This is a genomic window from Rhizobium sp. 862_C5_N1_2 (assembly GCF_051811205.1).
GTDB lineage: Bacteria > Pseudomonadota > Alphaproteobacteria > Rhizobiales > Rhizobiaceae > Rhizobium > Rhizobium leguminosarum.
This window is the reverse complement of record NZ_JBPWPT010000001.1, coordinates 3,585,001-3,611,081: the sequence shown is the minus strand read 5'-3', so window position 1 is coordinate 3,611,081 and position 26,081 is coordinate 3,585,001. Positions and strand designations below refer to the sequence as shown.

Here is a 26,081-nt window from a genome sequence, read left to right as displayed (position 1 = left end):
CTGTGACCAGCGTGTCGAAAGTTCTTCGCGCTGGAAGTCAGACCCTACTGCACAAGCACTCTTTCGACTGAACGCGTCATTCCCGGAGGAATATATGTCTGACACCACTTTCGCGCCCGTTGCGGTACCGGCGCCGATCCCTGTAGGCGAGATCCTGCCCTGGGCGATCTTTGGCGGCCTGCTGATGCTGATCGTCCTCTATTTCGTCGGCACCGAGGAAGGCGCGATGGCGCTGTTCAACGGCATGTATGTGCACGAATTCGTGCATGACGGCCGTCATCTCCTCGGCTTTCCCTGCCACTAAAGCGCGTCGCGATCTTTCAGATTCGCTCGTCTCGCTTTAGGTTTTCGTTTTTACGCATGTCGTTATCGAAAAACCGCTGCACACTTTTGCGCGACGTGCTTTAAGGGAGTTCCTGACATGGTTGGAAACCTTCTGCTTCGCGGCATGCTCGCGGGCCTGATTGCTGGCATCCTCGTTTTCGCTTTCGCCCATACTTTCGGTGAGCCGCTGGTCGATGCGGCGATCGCCTTCGAGGAGGCAAGCGCCCAGGCGGCCGGCGAAGCTGCCGAACCTGAAATCGTCAGTCGCGCCACGCAGGCCGGTCTCGGCCTTTTCACCGGCGTCATGGCCTACAGCGTCGCTGTCGGCGGGCTCTTCGCACTTGCCTTCGCTTTCGTACACGGCCGTTTCAGCAGCCTTTCGGCGCGTGGCACCTCAGCCGTCATCGCCATTGCCGCCTTCGTGGCGATCGTCATCGTTCCCAGTATCAAGTATCCGGCCAACCCGCCGGCGGTCGGCAATCCCGACACGATCGGCGTCAGGACCGAGTTGTTCTTCCTGATGATCGTCGTCTCGCTCGCAGCCCTGATTGCCGCGGTGGCGCTGTCTCGCCGCCTTTCCGAGCGCTTCGGTCTCTGGAACGGCGCGATCATCGCCGGCATTGTCTATCTCGTCTTCATCGGCGTCGTGCTCTATCTGCTGCCGCCGATCAACGAGGTGCCGGAGAACTTCTCGGCGATGGTGCTCTGGCGGTTCCGCACGACCTCGCTTGGCATGCATGTGATCCTCTGGGCAGCCTTGGGGCTGGCTTTCGGAGCGCTTGCCGAAAAGCGGCTTGCAGTTAAGGGCGGGCAACGAGGTCGGCCGGCAACGGCATTTCACTGAAAGCATCGAAGGGCGCCGCTTTGCCGGCGCCCTGAACTTTGGGAGCTAGCCCGACTTTTTCGAGCGAGTATGAAAAGCAGCAGAACCACACCAATCCTGTCGGCGGCGTTAATCACGGCCGCCTTTTTGTGTGTGGTTGCCGGAAGCGCTTCTGCTCATAGCCGTAGCGATGGCGGCAGCCATGCGGGCCTCAATATCCCCGAGATTTCCCATGGCGAGATGGCTGTCATGTCTGACTATCGCAGTGGGATTATCGACCTTGCATCCCGCGCAGTCGATACGAACGAGCCGTTCCGGCGCGTTCTGAACTATGCCGAAATCCAGTATTCCTACTGCCTATGGGGCCGGATGCCGGGCAGTGTGACCGATGAGCAAAGCCCGTTCAACGAATGCGCCCATGCCTATCTCGCGGCGGCCAAGGCGGTCTTGCTTTCGATGCGTGAGATGCCGCGGGAGAGAGCTGCGGCGGATGAAATTATTTCCGCGGTCGATGCCGATATGGTGCGGCGCGGTCTTGCGCTCATCACCTGTCGATTCAGCGGCGAGGCCTTCAACACCGCTGACATCATCAAGCCACGCTGGAGCGGGATACCATTCCATGCCGCCAGCATGGCGTCGATGACGGGGCTTGCCTCCTTGTTCGGCCTTGGCGTGTTTGCGCTTCGCCGTTTCTCGCGGCCGAAAGCTCAATCGTCGGAATAGCGCTGCTCGCGCCAGGGATCGCCATAGATGTGATAACCGTTCTTTTCCCAGAAGCCGGCCTGGTCGGCGGGCATCAGCTCGATGCGGCGCAGCCATTTGGCGCTTTTCCAGAAATAGAGATGCGGCACGACGAGGCGCATCGGGCCGCCGTGATCCGGTGTCAGCGGCAGGCCTTCCCAAGCGGTGGCAAGGATCGCATCCTCGGCGGCGAAATCGGCCAGCGGCAGGTTGGTGGTATAGCCGTCATAACTTGTCAGCATGACGTAAGCCGCTTCGGGCTTGGGCATGGCGAGATCAAGCAGATCGCGCGTCGAAACGCCCTTCCATTTGTTGTCGTAGCGCGACCACGTGGTGACGCAGTGGATGTCGCTGACCTTGGTGCTCTGCTCGATCGCCTGAAAGGCGGCCCAGGTGAGGGTGAGCGGCGTTTCGATAAGGCCGCGCACGTCAAGCCGCCAGGAATCTGTGGAGACAACAGGCTGCTGGCCGAGATCGAGCACCGGCCAGTTCTTGACAAGGTGCTGGCCGGGCGGCAGGCGCTCGGCTTCGGGACGGCTGATGCGGCCGGTCAGGAACTTGCCCTCGGCCGCCCAACGGCGCTTGGATGTGGTGAGCTTGCTGTCGGCGGGCGTCTGGTCGTCGCTCATGGGCGGGGCCTCCTTGCGGTGCAGCAATAGGACATCCGCCCCTGCCGGGTGTCAAGTTTCGGCAGGCCCTTGGAAATCCCTGTCCACCCCATAGAGCGCCGCGCGTCCGGCAGGGAGCGCTAAGGACGCTCTATCACTTTGAATTGGCGCATAATCCTTTCCGAAAATCGATTCCGATTTTCGGGGTTATGCGTTAACTTGAGCCGTCGGGTATGCCTCGCTGGGGAGTGGAGGCAGAAAGGGGAGGAGCCGGATCTGTCTTCGAGATATCGTGCGATAGCGGCTTTGCTGGTGGTGCCGCTGATCATCTTCGCCTTCTTCACTTATGGGAGCGCGATTGCGACGCGCGCCTATATGGAGGAGGCTTCGGCACAGGCAGGAACGGCGCTGCGGCTTGCCGTTTCGGCACTCAGCGGCCATCTCAACCGCTACGAGGCGCTGCCGGCGCTGATCGCCGATCACGACGACATCAAGGAATTGGTGAGCGCGCCCGAGGATGCGGCGCTGCGCGATGCGGCTAATCTCTATCTCAAGGAGATCAACGGGCTGCTGAAATCCTCTGACATCTATGTGGTCAAGCCGGATGGAGAGACGATCGCTGCCAGCAATTACGATAGGCCCGGAAGCTTCGTTGGACAGAATTTCAGCTACAGGCCCTATTTCCAGGATGCGATCGAAGGCCGGCAGGCGCGCTTCTACGCGCTCGGCACCACCTCGTTGAAACGCGGCTATTATTTCGCTGCGCCGATCCGGACCGGTGCGGATATTCGCGGCGTCATCGTCTTCAAGGTCGATATTGATATGATCGAATCCTCCTGGGGCGGCGGCGAATACAAGATCTTCGTCTCCGATCCCGAGGGCATCATCTTCATGTCCGGCAGCCCGGAATGGCTTTACGGCGCGATCCTGCCGCTGACGGCGGACCGCATCGCACGCACGGAGGCCTCGCGGCGCTATGCCAATGCCAGGCTGGCGGCGCTGCCAGTGACGCGACATCACTTCGAGCAGCATGAGCTGATGACGCTGGCCGGCGAGCGCGACTCGAGCGAATATCTGGTGCTCTCGCATTATATGCCGGCCGAGGACTGGACGGTGAACGTGCTGATGGAGACGAGTTCCATCCGCGCCCAGGCGCGCACGGCGCTTGCCGCCGTGTTTCTTATTCTCTGCATTGCAGGGCTTACGGTGGCCGTCCTTCGCCAGCGGCGGGCGCGGCTTGCCGAGCGCATGCAGTTGCAAGCGGAGGCCCGCAACGAACTGGAACAGCGCGTCGAGGAGCGCACGGCCGATCTTGCGCGCGTCAACAGCCGCATCGAGGAGGAGATCGCCGAACGGCGGCTGACCGAACAGCAGCTCCGCCAGACACAAGCCGACCTCATCCAGGCGGGCAAGCTTGCCGGCCTCGGGCAGATGTCGGCTGCCCTTTCGCACGAGTTCAACCAGCCGCTCGCCGCCGCCAAGACCTATACGGACAGTGCCTCCGTCCTCATCGACCGTGGGCGGACGGAGGAGGCGCGGGATAATATCCGGCGGATCGGTGGGCTGATCGACCGCATGGCTGCGATCAGCCGGCACCTGCGCAACTTCGCCCGCAAGCCGAACGAGAAGCTCGGGTCGGTGTCTCTCGACGAGGCGATGCATGATACGCTCGAGATCATTGCCTGGCGGCTGAAGGCGGCGGACGCCGAACTCCTGCTGGATCTCGGGCCGCGTCCGCCGGTTGTGCGCGCCGGTTCGGTGCGTCTGCAGCAGGTGCTGGTGAATGTGATTTCCAACGCGGCCGATGCGGTGGAAGGGCTGGATGACAGACGCATCGAGGTTTCGGCCTTCGAGGAGGCCGGCAAGGTGGTGCTGACAGTGCGGGACCATGGGCCCGGCGTGCCGGCGGCGATCGCCGAGCGTATCTTCGATCCCTTCTTCACGACAAAGGGTGTCGGCAAGGGGCTCGGCCTCGGGCTTTCGATCTCCTACAACATCATCAAGGATTTCGGCGGCAGCCTTGCTGCTGCCAATCATCCCGAAGGGGGGGCGGTGTTCCGCATCGAGCTGCAATCGGCGGCAGGGCTGATGCCGGAGGCGGCGGAATGAACGATGCGAAGATCCTGCTGGTCGACGACGAGGAGGAACTGCGCCGCTCGACGGCGCAGGCGCTGGAGCTCTCCGGCTTCAGCGTCGAGACCTATTCGAACGGCGATCATGTGCTGGAGCTGATCGGCTACAGCTTCCCCGGCGTGGTCGTCAGTGACATCCGCATGCCGGGCATCGACGGCATGACGCTGATGCAGAAGATCCGCGAGCTCGACCCGGAGGTGCCGGTCATTCTCGTCACCGGGCACGGCGATGTGCAGCTTGCGGTGAAGGCGATGCGCGAAGGCGCCTATGATTTCATCGAGAAGCCGTTCACGCCCGAGATGCTCGCCGGCGTCATCCGCCGGGCGATGGAGCGGCGCGGCCTCGTGCTCGAAAACCGGCTGTTGAAAGCGGTCGCCGGCAAGCGCGACGATATCGAGGCGCGGCTGCCGGGTCGCACGCAGGTGATGGTGGATTTGCGCTACCGCATCCGGGCGATCGGGGCGAGCGATGCCGATACGCTTATCGTCGGAGAAACGGGTGCCGGCAAGGAGGTTGTGGCGCGTGCGCTCCACGACATCAGCGCTCGGGCGAGCCGGCCGTTTATCGCGATCAATTGCGCCGCACTGCCGGCAAACCTGATCGAGAGCGAGCTTTTCGGCCATGAGGTGGGGGCCTTTCCGGGTGCGGTGAGGCCGCGTTACGGAAAATTCGAACATGGGCGCGGCGGCACGATCCTGCTCGATGAGATCGGCTCAATGCCCTTCGACCTGCAGGCGAAGTTTCTGCGGGTGCTGCAGGAACGGGTAATCTCACGGCTCGGATCGAACGAAGTGGTGGCGCTCGACGTGCGCTTCATCGCGACGAGCAAGGTCGATCTGGAGGCGGAGGTGGCGGCGGGGCGTTTTCGCGCCGACCTCTTCTATCGGCTGAATGTCGCGACGCTGCACGTGCCGTCGCTGTCGCAGCGGCGGGCGGATGTTCCGCTGCTTTTCCTGCAGCTGGTGCGGGAAGCGGCGGCCCGCTATGGCCGCGACGAGATGGCCGTGCCGCCGGACGTGATCTCCGATATCGCTCAGCGCGACTGGCCCGGCAATGTGCGTGAATTGAGGAACGCCGCAGACCGTCTGGTCCTCGGTCTCGACAATGGCGGGCGCCAAGCCGAGGAGGCGACCGGGCTTGCTGAGCGTGTCGCCGAATTCGAACGAGGGGTCATTGCCAGCGCGCTGGTGGCCCATGGAGGCAGCCTCAGGCCGGTCTATGAGTCGCTCGGCATTTCCCGGAAGACGCTCTACGAAAAGATGCAGAAATATGGTCTCGACAAGCGGATGCTGACCACCGAAAGTTAGCCATTTTCGGAAGGAGCATGCTTTTCGAAGTGACGATTCCGGCGGCTGGCTGCGCATTCTCTCCAACCTCAAGGCGCTGATCGAGACCGGCGAAGTGGTACTGCCTCAGAAAAGTAAGGGTGTGGCTACAGTGTGATGGGTGGATTTCCACCCATCACACTGCCTGTTTGTTTCCGAATCGACCCATGCTGCATCGCACTGTCGCAAAAACGTCTTTCGAAAGCGGCTGTAATGATTGCGGGTCGATTTTTCCCGGCGGCAAATAGGTGATCCGAACCGGCGCGGAGGATGTGTCGGCGGGCTTGCTTATTTCATCAGGGAGGAAACGATGAAAATTCTGAAGGCCATGCTCGGCCTGACCGCGGCTGCCGCGGTCTCTGTTCTCGCCAGCGTCGCTTCGGCGCAGACCTATCCCGAGCGCACCATCACCATGGTCGTGCCCTTTGCGGCCGGCGGCCCGACCGATACCGTCGCGCGCCTGGTCGCCGAATCCATGTCGAAGGATCTCGGCCAGCAGATCGTCGTCGAAAATGTCGGTGGCGCGGGCGGCACGCTCGGCGCCGGCCGCGTGGCGAATGCCGATCCCGACGGTTATACCATCCTGCTGCACCATATCGGCATGGCGACCAGCGCCACGCTCTACCGCAAGCTTGCCTATGACACGCTCGGCGCCTTCGACTATGTCGGCCTCGTCACCGAGGTGCCGATGACGATCGTTGCCCGCAAGGACATGGAGCCGGCCGACCTCAAGGGGCTGATCGATTACATCAAGGCCAATAAGGACAAGGTAACGGTCGCCAATGCCGGAATCGGTGCGGCCTCGCATCTCTGCGGCATGATGTTCATGAGCGCCATCCAGACGCCGCTGACGACCGTTCCCTACAAGGGCACCGGCCCTGCCATGACCGATCTGCTCGGCGGCCAGGTCGACGTCATGTGCGACCAGACGACCAACACGACGAAGCAGATCCAGGGCGGCACGATCAAGGCCTATGCCGTGACCTCGCCCAAACGCCTCGACGTAATGAAGGACATTCCGACTGCCGTCGAAGCCGGCCTGCCGGGTTTCGAAGTCGGTATCTGGCACGGCATCTATACGCCGAAGGGCACGCCGGCTGAGATCAACGAACGTCTGTCGAAGTCGCTGCAGGTGGCGCTGAAGGATCCGAATGTCGGCGCCCGCTTCGCCGAGCTCGGCACGACGCCATCCTCCGACGCTGATGCGACGCCGGCTGCGCTGAAAGCCAAGCTCGAGAGCGAGATCGCCCGCTGGAAAACCGTGATCGAGGCTGCCGGCGAATATGCCGACTGAGGATTATCCTCGTCCAGGACATGCCGGATGAGCCCTTCACTCTAACCCTCTCCCCGCATGCGGGGAGAGGGTGCCGGCAGGCGGATGAGGGGCAATCGCATCAGCAGCGCATCACGAACCATCTCCAACCCCAGGAGACACCATGAAATCCATCAGTTTCGATACCACCAATGCGATCTGCGGCGCGCTTTTCGTCGCGACCGGTGCTTTCTTCGCCATCCAGTCGCTGGGGCTCGACCTCGGCACGACAGTGCGCATGGGGCCTGGTTATTTTCCCCTGGTGCTGGCCGGCGTGCTCGTGCTTCTCGGCGCGATCATCTTCATTCAGGCTCTCCGCGTAAAGGGCGAGCCGATCGACCCGTTTGCCTGGCGCGGCATGCTCTTCATTCTGCCGGCACCGGTGTTCTTCGGCTTGACGGTGCGGGGGCTAGGTTTTGCGCCGTCACTGTTCTTCACCGCCTTCATCGCCTGCTTCGCATCGCAAAAGATGAACCTGTTCTTCGCGATCATCCTCTCGCTGCTGCTGACGATCTTTTCGGTGGCGGTCTTCAGCTATGGGCTCGGCTTGCCGTTCGAGCGCTTCGGCCCCTGGGTCCGGTTCTAGGAGACGATGATGGATCTTTTCAGCAATCTCGCGCTCGGCTTTGCGACGGCCGGAACTCCGGAAAACCTGTTCTTCTGCCTGATCGGCGTGCTGCTCGGCACGCTGATAGGCGTGCTGCCCGGCATCGGCGCCACGGCGACGATCGCCATGCTCTTGCCGATCACCTTCCAGCTCGAGCCGGTCTCCTCGCTCATCATGCTCGCCGGCATCTATTACGGCGCGCAGTATGGTGGTTCCACGACGGCGATCCTGATCAACATGCCGGGCGAATCCTCTTCGGCCGTCACCGCGATCGACGGTTACCAGATGGCCCGCAAGGGCAGGGCGGGGGCAGCGCTTGCGATCGCGGCGCTCGGCTCGTTCTTCGCCGGCACCGTGTCGACCTTTCTCGTCGCGATCTTCGCGCCGCCTCTCACCGCAATCGCGCTGCAATTCGGTTCGGCGGAATATTTCTCGCTGATGATCGTCGGCCTTGTTTCCTCGATCGCTCTCGCGCACGGCTCTGTCGTCAAGGCGCTGGCGATGGTGGCGCTCGGGCTGCTGCTCGGTCTCGTCGGTACCGACATCTATACCGGCACGCCGCGCTTCACGCTCGGTATCCGCGAATATGCCGATGGGCTGAACTTCGTGGCGCTCGCCGTCGGCGTCTTCGGGGTTGCGGAAATCCTGCGCAACCTCGAGGGCGAGTCGACACGCACGGTGCTGATGGCCAAGGTGTCCGGCCTTTTGCCGTCTCGCCAGGAATTCAAGGAGATGATCGCACCCGTCATTCGAGGCACGGCGATCGGTTCGGCGCTCGGCATCCTGCCGGGCGGTGGCGCCATCCTTGCCTCCTTCGCCTCCTATACGGTGGAAAAGCGGATGTCGAAGACGCCGGAGGAGTTCGGCAAGGGTGCGGTTGCGGGCGTCGCAGGGCCGGAATCGGCAAACAATGCCGGTGCGCAAACCTCGTTCATTCCGCTCCTGACGCTCGGCATTCCGGCCAATCCCGTCATGGCGCTGATGATCGGCGCGATGATCATCCAGGGCATCGTGCCCGGTCCGAACGTCGCCACCGAGCAGCCGGCGCTGTTCTGGGGCATCATCGCCTCGATGTGGATCGGCAACCTGATGCTGGTCATCCTCAACCTGCCGCTGATCGGGCTCTGGGTGAAGCTCTTGACCGTGCCTTACTACGTGCTCTTCCCCGTCATCATGGCTTTCTGCTCGATCGGGGTCTACAGCGTCAACGCCAACGTCTACGATCTCTATGCCGTCGCCTTCTTCGGGCTCATCGGCTATGTGCTGGCAAAGCTTCGTTGCGAACCGGCGCCGCTCTTGCTCGGCTTCGTGCTTGGGCCGCTACTCGAAGAGAACCTCCGGCGCGCCATGATCCTGTCGCGTGGTGATCCGACGACCTTCGTCACGCGGCCGATCAGTGCCATTCTTCTGGCCATTGCGGTTGCCGTGCTGATCGTCGTCTTCCTGCCGAGCGTCAAGAAGAAGCGCGAGGAGGTGTTCGTCGAGGAGGCGTAGAGCATGATGCCGAAAAGTGTGAGCGGTTTTCGGACGACATCATGCTCTAACTCGTTAATTGAGAACGGGATTCAGATTTTTGGCCCGGCCTAAAATCATCCTGTTCTGGGGTTGAACTTGTGGGCCGTTTGATAAACAAGGAATGATCTGATGCGGGCGCCGGTTGGGCGCCCGTTTCGCATGACAGGATATCCAGGCCCCAGGACCATTGCCCGATGAGCATTCCCGCCCGGATCAAGGACGATCTGCCGTTTCTGACCTCCCTGCGCCGCGACCTGCACGCGCATCCCGAACTCGGTTTCGAGGAGGAGCGTACCGCCGGCATCGTCGCGAGGCTTCTCGAAGAAGCTGGTATCACGGTGCATCCCGGCCTCGGCGGCACCGGCGTGGTCGGCACGCTACAGCTCGGCAACGGCTCGCGCAGGATCGGGCTGCGTGCCGATATGGATGCGCTTGCCATGCCTGAAATGGCAGAGCGGCCTTATAAATCGACCGCGCCCGGCAAGATGCATGCCTGCGGCCATGACGGCCATACGGCGATGCTCCTCGGCGCTGCGCGGCATCTTGCTGCGACGCGGAATTTTTCCGGCACGGTGCATTTCATCTTCCAGCCGGCCGAAGAAGGGCGAGGCGGAGCAAGGCGCATGGTCGAGGAGGGGCTGTTTAAGCTTTTTCCCTGCGATGCCGTCTACGGGCTGCATAACATGCCTGGGCTTGCGGTCGATGAGATCGCCGTGGTCGAGGGACCGCAGCTTGCCTCCTCCGACAGCTGGCGCATGACCTTCCGCGGGACCGGCACGCATGGCGCCAAGCCACATCTCGGCCGCGATCCGATCACGGCTGCCGGCACATTCCTGTCATCGCTGCAGACGATCGTCGGACGGGTGGTCGATCCGCTGCAGCCGGCCGTCGTCAGCGCCTGTTTCCTGCGGGCGGGCGACCCGAAGGCGCTGAACGTCATTCCTGATATCGTCGAGATCGGCGGGACGGCGCGGGCCTATTCGTCTGATGTGCGTAATCAGCTGGAGACCGAGATCGGACGACTGGCGCAGGGTAGTGCAGCTATGTACGACATCACCGTGGACTATGCATTCGAACGGCGGATTCCGCCTGTCATCAATGACGCGGATGCGACCATGCGGGCGCTCGCGGCCGCCGGCTCGGTGTTTGGCGGGAAGGTGCAGACAAGTTTTCCGCCGTCGACGGCGGGCGACGATTTCGCCTTTTTCGCCCAGAATGCGCCGGGCTGTTACGTCTGGCTCGGCAACGGCCCGGCGGTGGACGGCGCGCTGCATCACAACACGGCTTATGATTTCAACGATGAAGCGCTTGGTTATGGGGCGGCTTACTGGGTTGCGTTGGTCGAGCGGGAATTGAAGGTCTAGCTGGAGTTTGAGGTGGCGGGACGCACGCCCCTTTGTATACAGTCTGTGCGTCTCGGCTTACATAACCTCCAGCACCGGACTCTCAAGCACTTTCCCCGTCACCACATCGGCAATTCCCCGATCCGTCTGGTGCGGGCCGGCATTGCAGGCGAGCGTTGCGCCGAAGCAGGCCTTGAAGACCCGATAGGGTGGTTTCCAGTCGACAATCTTTTCCATGGCCTTGCGGATGCCGACGAAGGCCAAGGCGGTCTCCTTCAGCGATGCATCCGTCACCAGGCCGGAGAGCGGCAGCCGCAGGATCGCCTCGATTCGGCCGTCCGTGGCGACCGCCATGCCGCCGCCGGCTGATATGACGGCGTTGGCGGCGAGCGCCATGTCGCGCGCGTTGCCGCCAAAGACGGTGAGGTTGTGGCTGTCATGCGAAACAGTGGTACAGAAGGCGCCGCGCCATTCACCCCAGCCGGTGAGGATGCCGATACGCGGGGTACCATCGGCTTTGCCGTGGCGATGGGCGACGGCGATCATGGCGCTGCCCGCCGGCGGAACGACGAAACCGTCCCTGACCTCGGTTTCGGCCTCGCCCCATTGCGTGAAGCGCGGGCGGTCGATGGTGGCGACGCGGACGCGCTCGCCCTTCGCCGGAATGCGGAAATCATTCTCAGTCAGCGGCGGCAGCTTCACCGAATTGACAAGCGGCGCCGTATCAATCTGCTGGACGGCAGCCTGCATGCTGCCGTTGCGGGCAGCGATGCGGCCACCTGATATGACCAGCCGTGCCCGGAATTCCATGAGGTCGTCGAAGAGCACAATGTCGGCGCGGCGGCCGGCGGCGACGAGGCCGAGATCGGTGCGCTTCAGACGTTGTGCGGCATTGAAAGTCGCGGCACGGATGGCCCATTCCGGCTTCATGCCGTAGCGCACCAAGCGCCTGATGACGTCGTCGAGGCCACCATCTTCCTGGAGTTCGTCGGGAAAGACGTCGTCAGTGCAGAGCGTGACGGTCGGAGGCAGGTGACCGAGACCGTTCAGCACATCGACGAACTCCTTCAGCAGATGGTCGTGCGAGCCGCGCAGCTCGATCGTCAGGCCGGCGGTAAGCTTGGCGAGGAGATCGGCACCGGAGGTAAGTTCGTGGTCGGAGGTGATGCCCGATGCCATGAAGGCGTTGAGATCGGCGCCTTCGAGGCCGCGGGCATGGCCGCAGACGAGCTTGCCGGCGGCGAGGCCGGCATTGACGATGGCCGCCATGCGCGGATCGCCGTCGATGACGCCGCGCATGTTCATCACTTCGGCGATGCCGTCGACGGCGGAGGAGCGCAGCATCTCGGCGACGACGCAGGCATCGAAATCGGCGCCGGCAAGTTCCAGGCCCGGTGCGGAGGGCACGCAGGAGGGCGCGAGCAGGATCATGCGCAGCGGCAGGCAGCGCGCCGCCTCGATCGCCCAGCGCACGCCGTCGAGCCCGTGGACGTTGCCGAATTCATGCGGATCCCAGACGATCGTGGTGACGCCGCGCGGCAGGACGGCGCTTGCATATTCGGCCGGTGTCACCATCGAACTTTCGACATGCATGTGCGTGTCGATCAGGCCGGGCGTCATGATGCTGCCCGAGGCATTGATGATCTCGACGGCATCCGTGCGGCTTGCCGGGGCATGGACGCTTGATATCAGCGCGCCGACGAGGCCGACATCGGCTTCCCGGATTAGGCCTGTCACCGCATCGAGCAACCGGCCACCGGTGATCAGCATGTCGAAAGGGGCGTCGCCGCGCGCAGCAGCGACGGCGCGGGCGCGCAAGGCGGGATCATTGAGATCGGCGGGTTCTTGACGAGGGATGGCGGTCATTTGCGGGCCTCGTTGACCAAAGCGGCGAGAATGATGACACGCGCCATGTCGGCATCGATGTCGGCGGCGAATTGGGCATTGAAGGTCGCATGCGTGGCGCGGGTCTCGACGACGGTGCGGCCACGGGTGAGGGCACCCTGCAGCTCGACGTCGATACGCGCGGGGCGGAAGCTGACGATATCTGGAGTGACGAAGGCGACCGCGGCGGAAGGGTCGTAGATCGCCATGGCAGAGCGGCCGCGGCTGGTGCCGATGCGGATATAACCCGAAAACATATCGGCGATGAGTTCGGCATTGACACCGCCGGCATGGCGCACCGGCTCGGCATCCTCGGGTCTTGCCAGCACCTTGCGGCAGAGGTCGAGATCGACCATGCGCAGCGGCAAGCCGTGGGCGATGACGATCGACAGGGCCTCGGGATCGGCGAGCGCATTGAATTCGGCGGAGGTCGTATGGTTGCCTGATGTGACGCCGCCGCCCATCCAGACGAGTTCGGTGATGCGGGCGGCAAGATCGGGTCGGGCAAGCGCCACGGCGGCGATGTTGGTGAGCGGGCCGAGCGCCAGGATGCGGTGCTGGCCTTTGCGCTCCAGCCAGTGGCAGAGTGCTGCGAAGGCATCGCTTTCGGCAAGGGCAGCCGCCTGCGGCAGGCTCTTGCCTGATGTCGGGATGCCGGTTTCGCCAAGGATCGCCTGGGCGGTTTCGAGCTTGCCGAGTACAGGCATGGCGCGACCCGTGTGGATGGGGAATTTCCAGCCGAAGGCACTGGCTGCACCTGCGGCATTCATTCTCACCTGCGGCAACGGCGTATTGCCGAAGACCAGTGATACGCCGTCGATCTCGAATTCAGACTGCACGACCACCAGAATGGCGGCGATATCGTCGAAGCCCATGTCTGTGTCGATCCAGACGCCCATGATTTCACCCGAACCGTTTGAGGGTTGCCGCGCCGGCAACCGGCAGATCGAAGGCGAGCGTGGTATCGAGGAGGAGTGCTGCCGAAGCAATGAAAGCTTTTTTCATCTTACATGTTCTCCATCTCTGAAGTCTTTTGTGCCGGTTTCGCAGGCCCGGATGATTGGCGGACGATCAGCTGCATGGCGACACGTTCAATCTTCGCGGTAACGAGCACGCCCTCCCGGATGCCGCTTGTTTTTATGGTATCCACCAGCGCCGACACGGCAATTTCGGCAATCCTATCCATGTCCATCCGGACCGTCGTCAGCGACGGCGTAACAACAGGCGACCAGATGAGATCATCGAAGCCGGTGACACTGACATCGGCGGGAATGTTGATGCCAGCCTGCTGCAACTCCGTCAGTGCCCGCAACGCCTGCAGGTCGGAGAGGGCTGCGAAGGCGGTGAAACCCTGCCTGACTTTTTCGGCGAGGCCGAGCGGGCAGCCAATGCCGTTCTCCTGCTCCAGCCGGTCGATCCACAGGGTTTCCGAATGCATGCCCAGGCGCAGGCCGGAGCGGATGCCGCCGGTACGATCATTCTGGACGTTGGATTCCTGATTGTTGCCGATGATGAGGACACGGCGATGGCCGAGGCCCGCGAGATGGCCGGCGATTTCGAGCCCGCCCTGCCAGTGGTCGGCAGCAACCGTGTTTCCAGGCGTCGAGGGAGTGTCAATGATGGCGACCGGACAGGCGACGGCTGAAATGCGGGTGGCGCGACGGGGAATGATGACCATGCCGTCGACGCCGCGCTCGACCAGCCGGTTGATCGCCTCGGTCTGGGCGGCGACATCGCCGCGGGAATCGGCGATCAGCACGCCGTAACCGGCGGCGGAGGCTGCGAATTCGATCGCCTGGGCGATCTTCGGGAACAGCGGATTGGCAATGTCGGGCAGCACCAGGCCGAGAACGCCGCTGCGGCCGGTCCGCAGCGCCCGGCCGGCCTGGCTCGGGACGTAACCGAGCTCGGCCGCATGCTCGCGTATTCTTTCGACCAATTGGCCGGAGACCCGGCCTTTGCCGGAAAGCGCATTGGAGACCGTGGCGACGGAGACGCCAAGCGACGTCGCTATCCTGCTGAGGTTCGGTCCCTGACGCGATGCAGTCATGATCGGCGACCACTCTGATTAATCGTTTAACCAGATTAATAGCTCGGCTTTTTCCGCCTGTCGAATCCGAATTCAACTTATGCGCAATTATTCGATTGCGGCATGCTGCAGGCAAGAAAAAGCCCCGCGAGACGATCGCGAGGCTTTGTATTCCTCAGGTCGATTGAAGCAGCTGTTAGCCCTTGACAGCCACAACCTTCGCCGCCGGTGCGGTCGTCTTGCCGCCGGGGGCGAAACCGCCGCCGATCGCGATGTTCAGCGAGACATAGTCTTTGGCCATCTGCTGGACGGATGCGGCAAGGCTTGCCTGGGCGAGCGAAACCTGGCGCTGCGCGTCAAGAACGTCGAGCAGCGAGGAGGCGCCGTCCTTGTAGGATGCTGTGGAAAGTTCGAGCGTTTCCTGCGTGGTCTTCACCTGGGCCTGAAGTGCCGCGACCGTTTGAGCGTCACGCCGGACGGCCGAAAGTGCGTTTTCGACCTGCTCGACCGCGGTCAACACCGTCGACTTCCAGTTGAGATAGGCGGTCGCGGCATCGGACTGTGCCGACTTGACGTTGGCGCGAAGGCGGCCACCATCGAAGATCGGCAGGTTGAGCGTCGGGCCGAAGGACCAGGGCGTCAGGCCGCCATGGATGCCACGCTGATTGATGTAGGACGGCGAGATCGAGCCGCTAAGCGAGATGCTCGGATAAAGCTGCGCCTGGGCAACGCCGATATTGGCCGTTGCGGCGGCAAGATCACGTTCCGCGACGCGGATGTCCGGACGATTGCGGATCAGGTCGGCCGGGATGCCGGAGGTGATGCCGCCGCGGAATACCGGCTGACCGGAGCCCTTCAGCAATTCATCGACAAGAGCCGAAGCCGGCAGGCCGAGCAGCGTGGCGATGTGATGGGCTGATATGCGGATATTGGTTTCGAGGCCGGGAATTTCGGCGAGCGTCGACTGGACGAGACCTTCGGCCTGAACGACGTCAAGACGCGAGGCGGCGCCAGCTTCAAGCTGGAACTTGGTAAGTTCGTAGGTTTCCTGGCGAGACTTCAGGTTGGCCTTCGAAAGCGCCAGGCGCTGCTGAAAGAAGCGAACGTCGATATAGCTCGAGACAAGGTCCTGAATGAGGGTCAGCCTGGCAACGTCAGCCGATGCGTAAGCGGAATCGAGCGAGGCAAGCGCGCTCTCCGTATTGCGCTTGTAAAGCCCGAAGAGATCGAGCAGCCAGCTCAGCTGGACGTCGCCGGCACTGGTGTTGCGCGTGTCGAGCTGCGTGCGCAGCTCGCCCTTCTGGCCGCTGACCGTCTGCGAGGCGCCGACCGTCAGGCTCGGCAGGCCGCCGGCGCCGGCGGTGGTGACGTTTGCGGAAGCTGCATTGATTCTTTCGATCGCCTGCTGAACTGTCAGGTTCTGATCGAGGCCGGCCTTGACGTAGCCGTTCAGTCTTGAATCCTTGAAGGCGGTCCACCATGCTGCAGTAGCAACATCGCCATCACTCTTGGTCCCACCCTCTCCGAATTTGGCGGGCAGCGGCATCTCAGGAGGAACATGATCCGGGCCCACAACGCAGCCCGACAACAATAACAATAATGCCGGTGTGGCAAAACGAAGAGATACCATTCATTTCATCCTGTACTCGAGCAAGTCAATTCTTGTCCAAAACTTCATGCTTCACCATCGGCCGCCGCGCCTCGTTCTACCAAAAACACCATTCCGAAGCAGTCGGGCGCAATGTAGCAACGGCAACTGCATTATCACAGTGCATTTATATCACAGTCCTGCCGCATTTTTGCCGCGTGTGGCAAAGATGCGTCGAATGACGACGAAAAACGACGGCACGAAGAAAATTCCGAGCATCGTCGCCGCCAGCATGCCGCCGAGAACGCCAATGCCTATGGCGTTTTGCGCCGCCGAGCCCGCGCCTGTCGCGATCGCCAGCGGCACGACGCCGAGAATGAAGGCAAGCGAAGTCATGATGATCGGCCGCAGGCGTAATCTCGCGGCTTCCAATGTCGCCTCGTAGAGCCCCATGCCGCTTTCCATACGATCCTTGGCGAATTCGACGATCAGGATCGCATTCTTCGCCGCCAGCCCGATAGTGGTGAGCAGGCCGACCTTGAAATAGACGTCGTTCGCCTGGCCGAAGAGGGTTGCCGCCGTCAGTGCCCCGAGAATACCGACGGGTACCGCCATGATCACCGAGAAAGGGATCGACCAGCTTTCGTAAAGCGCAGCCAGGCAGAGGAAGACGACGAGAACCGAGATCGCATAGAGCATCGGTGCCTGCGAACCGGAAAGGCGCTCCTGATAGGATATGCCCTGCCAGGCGACCGTATAACCGCCGCCGAGCTCATTGGTCAGGGCTTCCATTTCGTTCATCGCATCGCCGGAGGAAACTCCGGGAGCGGACGCGCCGTCGAGCGGAATGGCGCTGACGGCATTAAAGCGGGCAAGCGACGGCGCGCCCTTCACCCACTCCGTGCGGGTAAAGGCGGAGAAGGGCACCATTTCGCCGTCATTGTTGCGGGCGTACCAGTGGTTGAGGTCGCTCGGCTGCATGCGGAAGGGCGCATCGCCCTCCACGTAGACCGGCTTGATCTCGCCATTCAGCGTGAAGTCGTTGACGTCGCGGCCGGTGAAGATGATTGACAGCATCGAATTGACCGAGGCGATGTCGACGCCCATGGCGCCGATCTTCTCCTGATCGAGCACGATGCGCATCTGCGGCTCGACTTCCTTGTTGCTGCTGCGCAGCGCCACGATCTTGCCCGACGTGTTGCCCATCTGGATCAGCCGCTTGGAGGCTGCCGTCAGAGCGTCGTTGCCGTGGCCGCCGGTATCGACGAGATACATCGAGAAGCCGCTCGACACGCCAAGCCCCTGGATCGCCGGCGGCAGCAGCGCGAAGACCTGCGCCTCGCGGATCGCAAAGAAGCTGCGCAGCGCACGGTTGACGACCGATTGGGCGCTCAGCGTCGGATCGGTGCGCTGTGCGAAATCCTTCAGTTTGGTGAAGACGATGGCGCTGTTCTGGCCGGAACCGCTGAAGCCGAAGCCGAGCGCGCCGAAGACGGAATCGACGGCGTCCTTCTCGTTTTCGCGATAATATTTCTCGACCTTCTCGACGACCGCCTGAGTCTGCTGCGTGGTCGAACCCGGCGGCGTGGTGACGATGGTCAGCAGCACGCCCTGGTCTTCCTGCGGCAAGAAGGAGCTCGGCAGGCGGGTGAACAGATAAGCGCAGCCGGCGCCGACCAGAAGGAAGACCAGCATGACACGGATCGGCCGCTTCAGCAGATAGCCGATGGCGCTGATATAGCCGTTGGTCGAGCGCGTGAAGTTGCGGTTGAACCAGTCGCCGACACGGTGCTTCCTGTGTTCGCCGACCGGCTTCAGCATCGTGGCACAAAGTGCGGGCGTCAGCACGAGGGCGACGAGGGCCGACAGCAGCATGGCCGAGACGATGGTGATCGAGAACTGGCGATAGATGATGCCGGTCGAACCACCGAAGAAGGCCATCGGAATGAAGACGGCAGTCAGGACGAGCGCAATGCCGACAATGGCGCCGGTGATCTCGCCCATCGATTTTTCCGTTGCCTCGAGCGGCGAGAGCTTTTCTTCGGACATGATGCGTTCGACGTTTTCGACGACGACGATGGCGTCGTCGACGAGAAGACCGATCGCCAGCACCATGGCGAACATCGTCAAGGTATTGATCGAGTAACCGGTGACCGCCAGCACCCCGAAAGTGCCGAGCAGCACCACGGGAACGGCAATCGTCGGGATCAGCGTCGCACGGAGATTCTGCAGGAAGACGAGCAGCACCACGAAGACGAGCACGATCGCCTCGATCAGCGTGTGCACCACCTTCTCGATCGACAGTTCCACGAAGGGCGTGGTGTCGTAGGGATAGGTGATCTCCACACCTGCCGGCAGGCCGCGGCCGATGACCTCGAGGGCGGAGCGCACGCGAGCGGCGGTATCGATGGCGTTGGCGCCGATCGCAAGGTTGATGGCAAAACCGGTCGATGGCTGGCCGTTGTACCGCGAACTGCCGCCGTAGCTTTCCTGACCGATCTCGATGCGCGAGACGTCGCTCAGGCGCACCGTCGCGCCGTCCTTTTCGACCTTCAGGATGATGTGCTCGAAATCGGCGACGGTGGTCAGCTGGCTTTGAGCGGTGATGGTGACGTTGATCTGCTGGCCGGGGATCGTCGGCTGGGCACCGAGCGAGCCAACGGAGACCTGGGTGTTCTGCGCCTGGATGGCTGACGTCACGTCGCTCGGCGTCAACTGGTATTTCAAGAGCTTGAACGGATCGAGCCAGACGCGCATGGCGTATCCCGAACCGAAGACATTGATGCTGCCGACGCCTTCCAGGCGCTGGATCTGATCCTCGATCGAGGTCGACATGATATTGCCGAGGTCGACGGAGTTGCGTTTGCCGTCGGTCGAAACAAGCGAGCCGACGAGAAGGATGCTCGAGGTCGAGCGGGTGACGCTGATGCCGGCATCGATGACGTCGCTTGGGAGCTGCGACTGAACCAGCTGCAGCTTGTTCTGCACCTGCACCTGGGCGATATCGGGGTCGGCGCTCGTCCCGAAGGTGAGCTGGATGCTGGCCGAACCCGTCGATGAGGTCGAGGTCATATAAGTGAGATCGTCGAGGCCGGTCATGCCATCCTCGATGATCGTCGTCACCGATTTCTCGACAGTCTCGGCGCTGGCGCCGCGATAGGTGGCGTTGATGCGAACCGTCGTCGGGGCGATGTCGGGATATTGCGAGATCGACAGCGTGAAGATCGCCAGCAGGCCGGCGAGCATGATGGTGATCGCAATGACCCAGGCGAAAATCGGACGTCGGATGAAAAACTTGGCCATCGGTTGTTCCTGTGCGACGAGACGGTGACGATGCGGGGCTTCAGCGATTACTTCGCTGCAGGCTTCTGCGCGTCACCGGCCGCGGGCTGCTCGGCAGGCACGACCACGCCGTTGTCATTGATCTTCATCGGGACCGGCTTCACCGGCATGCCGGAGGTGATCGATTGCAGGCCGCTGACGATCAACTGATCGCCGTCCTTGATGCCTTCGGTCACGAGCCAGGAATTGTTGGAGGGCGAGCTGTTCTCGAAGGCGCGGGTTTCGACCTTGCCGTCGGCGGAAACGAACTGTGCCGTCAGCCGGCCGTTGGCGTCACGGCTTGTCGCCAGCTGCGGGAGCGCATAACCGGCCTCGGCGCCAAGTTCGACGGTTGCGCGGACATACATGCCGGGCAGGACAATACGGTCGGGATTGGGAAAGAGCACGCGGATGATGAAGGTACCGGTGGTCTCGCTGACCACCTGCTTCGACATGTCCAGCTTGCCCTGCTGGTTGTATTCCTTGCCGTTTTCCAGGATCAGGTGGAAGACGAGATTGGCTTCGCCCTTGATGTCGCCGGCGGCCATCGCATCACGCAGCTTCAAGAGGTTGGTGCTCGATTCCGTCAGCGAGATGTAGATCGGATCGAGCTGGCGGATCGTCGTCAGCGCCGTCGTCTGATTGGCAGAGACGACGTTGCCGACATTAACGGCCGTCTGGTCGATGATGCCATCGAAAGGGGCGACGATCCTGGTGTGGTCGAGGTCGATCTGTGCCGCGGAAAGCGCGGCCTTCGCCGACTCGACTTCGGCCTTGGCCTGGAGCAGCGTCGTCTTGGCTGTTTCGAATTCGATCTGGGTGGCGCCGCTGCCGACGAGGCGCTGATAACGGTCGAGATTGCTTTCAGCGCTCGGCACGCTGGCTTGCGCCTTGGAGATAGCCGCCTTGGCCTGCTCGACGATGGCGATATAGGGTGCATCCTCGATCTGGTAGAGAAGGTCGCCCTTCTTGATTTCGCCGCCTTCCTTGAAGGCGATCTCACGGATGAGGCCGCTGACCTGCGGCCGGATATCGGCTGTCTGAAATGTCTCGGCGCGGCCGGGCAGGATCGTGGTGATTGGGAACGTGCCCTTCGTCAGCGCAATCACGCCGACGGGGGCAGCCTGCTGTGCCGCGCCTGCGCCCGCATTGCCGGCCGGCTTGGAGCCATTGTCGCTGCAGGCGGCGAGAAGGGCTGCGAATGCCAGGGCCGAGGAGATGAGGAGGGCACGCCGTATCATGCTGAATTCCTGTGCGGTGGCAATCGCCGTTCAATCTACGAGCTCGGGCCTGCGGGCTCGGCTTGACCGAGCGCAGGCTTATATAAGCGTCAGGATTGAGTTCGCTCCAAATGCCGTTATCCGAATTTAAGAAAAGCTTTACGAAGTGACGTAATTCAGCAATCATCACTTAGCAAGCGCTATTTTGCAGTGCGGCATCGACGAAACACACGATTTTTTCGGCGCGGCGCACGAGCGTCTCCTTGTCGTCGCGGGCGATCAGGACAGGGTGCAGCACGCAGGCCAGGACGTCTGCGACGGTATGTGCCGCACTCCCGGCATCGCGGCAATGATAACGTCCCTCCGCTATGCCTTCGTGGATGATCTCGCCGAGCTTCGCTTCGATGCGGGCGCGATAGCGATTGCCGGCCTCGAGTTTGGCTTCGATCGTCGAGAGTACCATTTCGAAGATATAAGGGTTCTTCTGGATGTCCTGCAGGTGGCTCTCCAGCAGGCGCAGGATGAAGCGGAGCAGTTGTTCCCTCGGCGGCAGGTTCCCATCAAAGGCGGCGAAGCGCTCGGCAGCATCGTCGAGATGGCGTCCGGCGATCGCATCGACGAGCGCGACCTTGGAACGGAAATGCTTGAAGACATTGGCGGGCGACATGTGGAGCGCGCCGGCGATATCGGCGATCGACACAGCAACGAAGCCGCGCTCGCGAAACAGCATCTCCGCCATGGAGAGAATGTCCTCTCGCGTTTCCTCGGCCTTGCGTCTTGGCCTTCTTGTCATCTGTTCCCCGCCGGGCCGAGCCCGATACCCCTTTTTGCCAATGCTAGCGCATAAGCCCGAAAATCGGAATCGATTTTCGGAAAGGATTATGCGCCGATTCAAAGTGATAGAGCGTCCTTAGCGCGTCCTTTCGGGCGCGCGGCGCTCTAGCGCTATTGGACGAAATGCTGCAAGCCGATGATCGGCCCGGCGGCTTTCGTGTGCCGCGATTTCAAGGGAAATAGCGGGCGAGGTTGGTTCGGACACGGGCAAGCGGCGTCTCGCCGCTGTTGTCGGGAACGAAGCGCTCACCGGTGATCGCCTCGTAGGCTTTGATGTAGACGGCCGAGGTCTGCTCGATCAGTTCGGCGGGGATTTCCGGGATCTCGTCCTTATAGGGATCGCAACGCTCCGCCACCCAGGCGCGGACGAAATCCTTGTCGAAACTTTCCGGGCGTTTTCCAGCGGCAAAGCTTGCCGGATAGCTTTCGGCAAGCCAGTAGCGACTGCTGTCCGGCGTATGGATCTCGTCGGCGAGGATAATGTTGCCGTCACCGTCGGTGCCGAACTCGTATTTGGTATCGACCAGGATCAGCCCGTTTTTCGCCGCCATCTCCTGGCCGCGAGCAAAGAGGGCGAGCGCATATGTCGACAGCGTCTGCCATTGCTCTTTCGTCAGAAGGCCACGCGTGACGATTTCGGCCGGCGTCAGCGGTTCATCGTGGCCGCCGTCGAATTCCTTGCTGGTCGGCGTGATGACAGGTTCGGGCAGGATCTGGTTGTCGCGCATGCCATCGGGCAGACGCATGCCGTACATCTCGCGCTCGCCCTTTTTATAAAGCGTCAGGATCGAGGTGCCGGTAGTGCCGGCGAGATAACCGCGCACGACGATCTCGACCGGCAGGATGTCGAGCCGCTTGCCGATGACGACATTCGGATCGGGATAGTCGAGAACGTGGTTCGGGCAGATGTCCTTCGTCGCCTCGAACCAGTAGCGCGCCGTCTGCGTCAGGACCTCGCCTTTATAGGGGATGCAGGTGAGAATGCGGTCGAAAGCGCTCAGCCGGTCGGTGCTGATAATGATGCGGCGTCCGTCCGGAAGATCGTAATTCTCGCGCACCTTGCCGCGATAATAGTTCGGCAATTCCGGGAAATGGGCTTCGGAGAGAATTCGCACGGCGCTCGACTGTCCTTAATTATTGGGTGAAGACTTCTTGCTCTAGTTTCATTGCTGGGGAAGTCAAGCCGATCGGGTAATGCATCACAGCCAGAACAGAGCGGTAAGAAGCAGGGCGAGGCCGTAACTTGTGACGGCAAGCGGCCAGCCGGCGTGCAGGAAATCGCCGAAGCGGTAGCCGCCGATGCCCATTGCCAGTGTGTTGTTGTGATGGCCGAAGGGCGTCAGGAAATCGAGGGAGGCGCCGGCGGCGACCGCGATCAGATAGGCGTCCGGCGCATGCCGGCCGGCTCTTGCGAATTCCAGAGCGATCGGGGTCAGGACGATTGCGACCGTCGCGTTGTTGACGAAAGGCGTCAATGCCATGGCGAGGAAGAGGATTAGGGCGATGCCGATGAGCGGATGGGTGATCGGCACGACGAGGCTCAGCCAGCTGGCGATGGTTTCGGCCGCTCCGGTGCTCGCCACCGCCTGGCCGATCGGGATCATCGCCGCCAGCATGATGATGATCGGCCAATTGAGATCGGCCATCGCCCGACGGATGTTCAGATGATTGAGCAGAGCGAGCACGAGTACGACGCCGGCAAAAGCGACGTCGGGACGCAGGCCGGCCGCGGAGGCGGCGACGCCACAGGCAAAGAGCGCGAAGGGCCGCCAGGAAAGGAGCGCCGGTTCGGCCGGTGCTGTCGAGGCGAGCGGCAGGCACTCGCTTTCCTCCAACGCTTCTGAAATCGCCGGGCGCGGCCCCTCCAGTGTCAATATATCGCCGATCGACAATTGCAGGTCGAGGAAGCGGCCCTCGATGCGTGGCGCGCGCATGGAAAGGGCGGTGACCGCGATGCCGCGACGGTGGAAGATTTCGAGCGAGCGGACGCGCGAACCGACCAACGTGCTTTCCGGCATGACGACGGCTTCGACATGGGTGAAATCCGGCTGCAGGCCATGCGGATGGGCATCGGCCATCAGCGCCTGCGTGGCGGCAAGGTCGGCAAAGACCGCATCGGCGCCCTCGGCAAGCAGCACGTCGCCCGGTTCGATCACCGACTGGTCGAGCGGACCGAAGACGAAATTATCGCCGCGGATCAGCGCGTGCGGCTTGATGCCGAAACGCACCGGGCAATCGGAAAGCCGCACGCCGATCAGTGGCGAGATATCAGGGATGTAACGCTCGACGACGACGCGGCGCGCGGTCGGGGAGGTCGTCACCGGTGTTTCGTCGGGTTCCGGAAACAGGCGCTGCACGCGAAAGGCGATGAGCAGAATTCCGGCGATGGCGACCGGCAGGCCGTCATAGGCGAAATCGAAGAAGCGAAAGCCGGTTCCGGTCGCCTTGGCGAGCCCATCGCTGACGAGCAGGTTGGCCGGGGTGCCGATCAGCGAAACGAGACCGCCGAGCAGGGCTGCGAACGAGACCGGCATGGCGAGCTGGCGGCGGGGGATTTTCAGGGCCGCGCCGAGGCGTAGCGCCACCGGCAAGGTGATCGCAAAGGCGCCGATATTGTTCATGAAGATGGACATGAAGCCGGCGAGTGCAGAAGTGCCGGCGATGACGGTGAAGTCGGAGGGTCTTGTGGCCGCGAAACGGGCGGCGAGACTGTCGAAGAGCCTGGCGCGCGCGAGCACCTGGACGATCAGCAGGATCTCGACGACGGTGATGACGACGGGACTGGCGAAGCCCGTGAAGATCTGGTCGGCGGGATAAAGGCCGAGCGCATAGCCGGCAAGCAGGCCGGCGATCGAGACCACCTCGTTGCGGATGCGATCGAGCGAGAAGAGAGTGAGCATCGCCAGCAGAAGGATCAGCAGGGATGCTTGCTCGAACATGGGCGGGTCCGTTGTTTCATCGATCAGGCGGACTGTAATCGTTCCTCATGCGCTGTACAGAGGCGCCTTCAGGTCAGGATTGAACAATCCTCACATCTCGCGTCAGGCTGGTGGTGCCTGCCACCGGCCGGCGGCATTCCGCTCCAGAATGGGCGTTGCGAAGACGCTGACGGTACGCGCGATCCATTGTGGCCCGACGGCTGCGAGGCTGTCGCGCCACCGCTCCGATTGCAGCATGGCCGCACCGATGGCGACGGGTTCGATACCACAGGCCATCAGCAGATGCAGGCCGGCAACGATCGAGGCACCGCTGGAAATGACGTCATCGATGAGTGCGACGCGCCGTCCCTGAAGTAGCGGCAGCATGCGTGGATCGATATAGAGGCGTTTCTGCTGTGTCGGCGTGGTGATCGAAGACAGGGCAACGGAGAGTTCGTCGCGATACCAGAATTTGCGTGAGGTGCCGAGCGGAACATAGCGGTCATGGCCGAGCTTCTGCGCCACGGCGGCGGCCAGCGTCAGGCCGAGCGTCGGCAGGCCGGCGACGACATCGATGCGCATGGGCCTGATCTTTTCGGCGAGGCTTTCGGCGAGCGCATCGAGGACGGTGAAGCTCGCCTGGTTGACGATCAGCGAGGCGAGGGCGTGATTGCCATCCGCCAGCCCACGGATCGGCAGGCGAAGCTGACGGCCATCTTCGAGCGCGGCGACATAGAAAGAGGTGAATTCGCCATCGCCGGCAAAGGTGCCGGGCGGGTGGATCTTCTGCCAGAAATCGTGCGGCGTCATCTCCGTCACAGTAGTCAATTGCGTCTCGTCCTTTCCAAGCCGGTTCTCCGGCGTAGTGCCTGCAATTCCGGTTCGGTCAGCGCACGCACGGCGCCTTTCGGCAGTTCGCCGAGTTCGAGCCCGCCGATTGCGACACGCACGAGGCGCAGGCATTCGGTTCCCAGCGCCTCCAGCATGCGGCGGATCTGGCGGTTGCGGCCTTCGTCGAGCTCGACCTCGATCCATGAATTCCTGTCGCCCTGGCGCAGGCGCCGCGCGGCGGTCGCCGTCAGCAACTCGCCGTCGTGGCGGATGCCCGATGTCATGGCGGCAATGTCCTCGTCGTCCATGATGCGGTCGATCTGGACATGATAGGTCTTCGTCACATGCGTGACCGGATCGAGCAGTATCTGGGCGAATTCGGTGTCGTTGGTGAAAAGCAGCAGGCCCTCGCTCGCTTTGTCGAGCCGGCCGACGGGAGAGAGATGCGGGATGTCGAAATCCCTGAGGCAATCATAGACCGTCGGCCTGCCTTCTGGATCGTGGCGGGTGGTGACGAGACCGCGGGGCTTGTTGAGCATCAGATAGATTTTCGCTTCGGCGGCGATGGCGAGGCCATCGATACTGATCCTTGCCGTGGCAAGATCGACCCATGCGGACGTATCGCTGACGGTGCGGCCGTCGACCGCAACGCGATTTTCGGCAATCAGACGTTCTGCCTGCGTGCGGGAGCAATAACCGAGCTTGGAAAGGGCGCGGGGAAGGGT

Annotated in this window: 21 protein-coding genes (1 of these 21 running past the window's edge); 9 read left to right on the top strand and 12 right to left on the bottom strand. The window is 62.4% G+C overall.

The features are described 5' to 3' along the window. Window positions 1–94 precede the first annotated feature (94 nt). The 3 genes from ACD590_RS18035 (at window position 95) to ACD590_RS18025 (ending at window position 1,870) form a co-directional block, all read left to right on the top strand. Complete coding sequence (locus ACD590_RS18035) at window positions 95–304, top strand: CbtB domain-containing protein (RefSeq protein WP_003542661.1); 210 nt, start codon at window positions 95–97, stop codon at window positions 302–304. Between the two features lie 117 nt (window positions 305–421). Continuing rightward, the gene (locus ACD590_RS18030) at window positions 422–1,168 is read left to right on the top strand and encodes a CbtA family protein (protein ID WP_028733472.1); all 747 of its coding nucleotides are present in this window, start codon (window positions 422–424) and stop codon (window positions 1,166–1,168) included. Window positions 1,169–1,237: 69 nt separating this feature from the next. Next, window positions 1,238–1,870: a hypothetical protein gene (locus ACD590_RS18025; protein ID WP_018243410.1), complete on the top strand. Its 633-nt coding sequence runs from the start codon at window positions 1,238–1,240 to the stop codon at window positions 1,868–1,870. On the opposite strand, the gene ACD590_RS18020 is transcribed toward ACD590_RS18025, so the two are convergent. Further along, window positions 1,855–2,517 (bottom strand): sulfite oxidase-like oxidoreductase, encoded by a 663-nt coding sequence (locus tag ACD590_RS18020; RefSeq protein WP_112904890.1) that lies wholly within the window; start codon window positions 2,515–2,517, stop codon window positions 1,855–1,857. The two genes, ACD590_RS18025 and ACD590_RS18020, sit on opposite strands and share 16 nt — an antisense overlap. A gap of 291 nt (window positions 2,518–2,808) precedes the next feature. On the opposite strand from ACD590_RS18020, the gene ACD590_RS18015 reads away from it, so the two are divergent. From ACD590_RS18015 to ACD590_RS17990, 6 genes are all read left to right on the top strand, one after another. Then, window positions 2,809–4,605 carry a sensor histidine kinase gene (locus tag ACD590_RS18015; protein ID WP_439003557.1) on the top strand — a complete coding sequence of 599 codons (1,797 nt, stop codon included), beginning with the start codon at window positions 2,809–2,811 and terminating at the stop codon, window positions 4,603–4,605. Next, complete coding sequence (locus tag ACD590_RS18010) at window positions 4,602–5,936, top strand: sigma-54-dependent transcriptional regulator (RefSeq protein WP_011653327.1); 1,335 nt, start codon at window positions 4,602–4,604, stop codon at window positions 5,934–5,936. The genes ACD590_RS18015 and ACD590_RS18010 overlap by 4 nt, the downstream gene beginning before the upstream one ends. A gap of 328 nt (window positions 5,937–6,264) precedes the next feature. Continuing rightward, window positions 6,265–7,248, top strand: coding sequence for a tripartite tricarboxylate transporter substrate-binding protein (locus ACD590_RS18005; RefSeq protein ID WP_018243407.1), 984 nt, complete (start codon window positions 6,265–6,267; stop codon window positions 7,246–7,248). A 142-nt stretch (window positions 7,249–7,390) separates the two neighbouring features. Next, entirely contained in the window at window positions 7,391–7,852 is a 462-nt protein-coding gene (locus tag ACD590_RS18000) for a tripartite tricarboxylate transporter TctB family protein (protein ID WP_439003121.1), read from the top strand. 9 nt (window positions 7,853–7,861) lie between these two features. Next, window positions 7,862–9,367 (top strand): tripartite tricarboxylate transporter permease, encoded by a 1,506-nt coding sequence (locus ACD590_RS17995; protein WP_018243405.1) that lies wholly within the window; start codon window positions 7,862–7,864, stop codon window positions 9,365–9,367. A 215-nt stretch (window positions 9,368–9,582) separates the two neighbouring features. Next, entirely contained in the window at window positions 9,583–10,752 is a 1,170-nt protein-coding gene (locus ACD590_RS17990; protein ID WP_018243404.1) for a M20 aminoacylase family protein, read from the top strand. Window positions 10,753–10,809: 57 nt separating this feature from the next. On the opposite strand, the gene ACD590_RS17985 is transcribed toward ACD590_RS17990, so the two are convergent. The 11 genes from ACD590_RS17985 to ACD590_RS17935 all read right to left on the bottom strand — a co-directional run. Further along, entirely contained in the window at window positions 10,810–12,597 is a 1,788-nt protein-coding gene (locus tag ACD590_RS17985) for an adenine deaminase (RefSeq protein WP_439003120.1), read from the bottom strand. Then, the gene (locus ACD590_RS17980) at window positions 12,594–13,514 is read right to left on the bottom strand and encodes a nucleoside hydrolase (RefSeq protein ID WP_047622647.1); all 921 of its coding nucleotides are present in this window, start codon (window positions 13,512–13,514) and stop codon (window positions 12,594–12,596) included. Before ACD590_RS17980 ends, ACD590_RS17985 begins: the two co-directional genes overlap by 4 nt. A 107-nt stretch (window positions 13,515–13,621) precedes the next feature. Then, entirely contained in the window at window positions 13,622–14,665 is a 1,044-nt protein-coding gene (locus tag ACD590_RS17975) for a LacI family DNA-binding transcriptional regulator (RefSeq protein WP_439003119.1), read from the bottom strand. Window positions 14,666–14,840: 175 nt separating this feature from the next. Further along, window positions 14,841–16,274, bottom strand: coding sequence for an efflux transporter outer membrane subunit (locus tag ACD590_RS17970; protein WP_130717694.1), 1,434 nt, complete (start codon window positions 16,272–16,274; stop codon window positions 14,841–14,843). Window positions 16,275–16,424: 150 nt separating this feature from the next. Next, window positions 16,425–19,535, bottom strand: coding sequence for an efflux RND transporter permease subunit (locus ACD590_RS17965; RefSeq protein ID WP_168278126.1), 3,111 nt, complete (start codon window positions 19,533–19,535; stop codon window positions 16,425–16,427). 47 nt (window positions 19,536–19,582) lie between these two features. After that, window positions 19,583–20,794 carry an efflux RND transporter periplasmic adaptor subunit gene (locus tag ACD590_RS17960; RefSeq protein WP_130717690.1) on the bottom strand — a complete coding sequence of 404 codons (1,212 nt, stop codon included), beginning with the start codon at window positions 20,792–20,794 and terminating at the stop codon, window positions 19,583–19,585. A 169-nt stretch (window positions 20,795–20,963) separates the two neighbouring features. Next, window positions 20,964–21,566 (bottom strand): TetR family transcriptional regulator, encoded by a 603-nt coding sequence (locus tag ACD590_RS17955; protein ID WP_130717688.1) that lies wholly within the window; start codon window positions 21,564–21,566, stop codon window positions 20,964–20,966. Window positions 21,567–21,777: 211 nt separating this feature from the next. Beyond that, window positions 21,778–22,722, bottom strand: a complete 945-nt coding sequence (locus tag ACD590_RS17950) for a phosphoribosylaminoimidazolesuccinocarboxamide synthase (RefSeq protein WP_018445869.1) — start codon at window positions 22,720–22,722, stop codon at window positions 21,778–21,780. Window positions 22,723–22,806: 84 nt separating this feature from the next. Next, complete coding sequence (locus tag ACD590_RS17945; protein ID WP_439003118.1) at window positions 22,807–24,546, bottom strand: SLC13 family permease; 1,740 nt, start codon at window positions 24,544–24,546, stop codon at window positions 22,807–22,809. Window positions 24,547–24,648: 102 nt separating this feature from the next. Continuing rightward, complete coding sequence (locus ACD590_RS17940) at window positions 24,649–25,335, bottom strand: phosphoribosyltransferase (RefSeq protein ID WP_130718920.1); 687 nt, start codon at window positions 25,333–25,335, stop codon at window positions 24,649–24,651. A gap of 14 nt (window positions 25,336–25,349) precedes the next feature. Beyond that, a protein-coding gene (locus ACD590_RS17935; RefSeq protein WP_018445866.1) for a pseudouridine synthase crosses the window boundary here: on the bottom strand, window positions 25,350–26,081 show its 3' portion. 75 nt of this gene lie beyond the right edge of the window; the window shows 732 of its 807 coding nt (coding positions 76–807); its start codon lies off the right edge, out of view — the gene reads right to left on this strand; the stop codon is at window positions 25,350–25,352.

Coding starts and splice junctions, on each gene's coding strand:
- ACD590_RS17960 (WP_130717690.1), bottom strand. CDS start 20,794: ATGATACGGCGTGCCCTCCTCATCTCCTCGGCCCTGGCATTCGCAGCC.
- ACD590_RS18025 (WP_018243410.1), top strand. CDS start 1,238: ATGAAAAGCAGCAGAACCACACCAATCCTGTCGGCGGCGTTAATCACG.
- ACD590_RS17970 (WP_130717694.1), bottom strand. CDS start 16,274: ATGGTATCTCTTCGTTTTGCCACACCGGCATTATTGTTATTGTTGTCG.
- ACD590_RS17975 (WP_439003119.1), bottom strand. CDS start 14,665: ATGACTGCATCGCGTCAGGGACCGAACCTCAGCAGGATAGCGACGTCG.
- ACD590_RS17980 (WP_047622647.1), bottom strand. CDS start 13,514: ATGGGCGTCTGGATCGACACAGACATGGGCTTCGACGATATCGCCGCC.
- ACD590_RS17955 (WP_130717688.1), bottom strand. CDS start 21,566: ATGACAAGAAGGCCAAGACGCAAGGCCGAGGAAACGCGAGAGGACATT.
- ACD590_RS18010 (WP_011653327.1), top strand. CDS start 4,602: ATGAACGATGCGAAGATCCTGCTGGTCGACGACGAGGAGGAACTGCGC.
- ACD590_RS18020 (WP_112904890.1), bottom strand. CDS start 2,517: ATGAGCGACGACCAGACGCCCGCCGACAGCAAGCTCACCACATCCAAG.
- ACD590_RS18035 (WP_003542661.1), top strand. CDS start 95: ATGTCTGACACCACTTTCGCGCCCGTTGCGGTACCGGCGCCGATCCCT.
- ACD590_RS17990 (WP_018243404.1), top strand. CDS start 9,583: ATGAGCATTCCCGCCCGGATCAAGGACGATCTGCCGTTTCTGACCTCC.
- ACD590_RS17985 (WP_439003120.1), bottom strand. CDS start 12,597: ATGACCGCCATCCCTCGTCAAGAACCCGCCGATCTCAATGATCCCGCC.
- ACD590_RS17995 (WP_018243405.1), top strand. CDS start 7,862: ATGGATCTTTTCAGCAATCTCGCGCTCGGCTTTGCGACGGCCGGAACT.
- ACD590_RS18030 (WP_028733472.1), top strand. CDS start 422: ATGGTTGGAAACCTTCTGCTTCGCGGCATGCTCGCGGGCCTGATTGCT.
- ACD590_RS18005 (WP_018243407.1), top strand. CDS start 6,265: ATGAAAATTCTGAAGGCCATGCTCGGCCTGACCGCGGCTGCCGCGGTC.
- ACD590_RS17940 (WP_130718920.1), bottom strand. CDS start 25,335: ATGACGCCGCACGATTTCTGGCAGAAGATCCACCCGCCCGGCACCTTT.
- ACD590_RS18000 (WP_439003121.1), top strand. CDS start 7,391: ATGAAATCCATCAGTTTCGATACCACCAATGCGATCTGCGGCGCGCTT.
- ACD590_RS17965 (WP_168278126.1), bottom strand. CDS start 19,535: ATGGCCAAGTTTTTCATCCGACGTCCGATTTTCGCCTGGGTCATTGCG.
- ACD590_RS17945 (WP_439003118.1), bottom strand. CDS start 24,546: ATGTTCGAGCAAGCATCCCTGCTGATCCTTCTGCTGGCGATGCTCACT.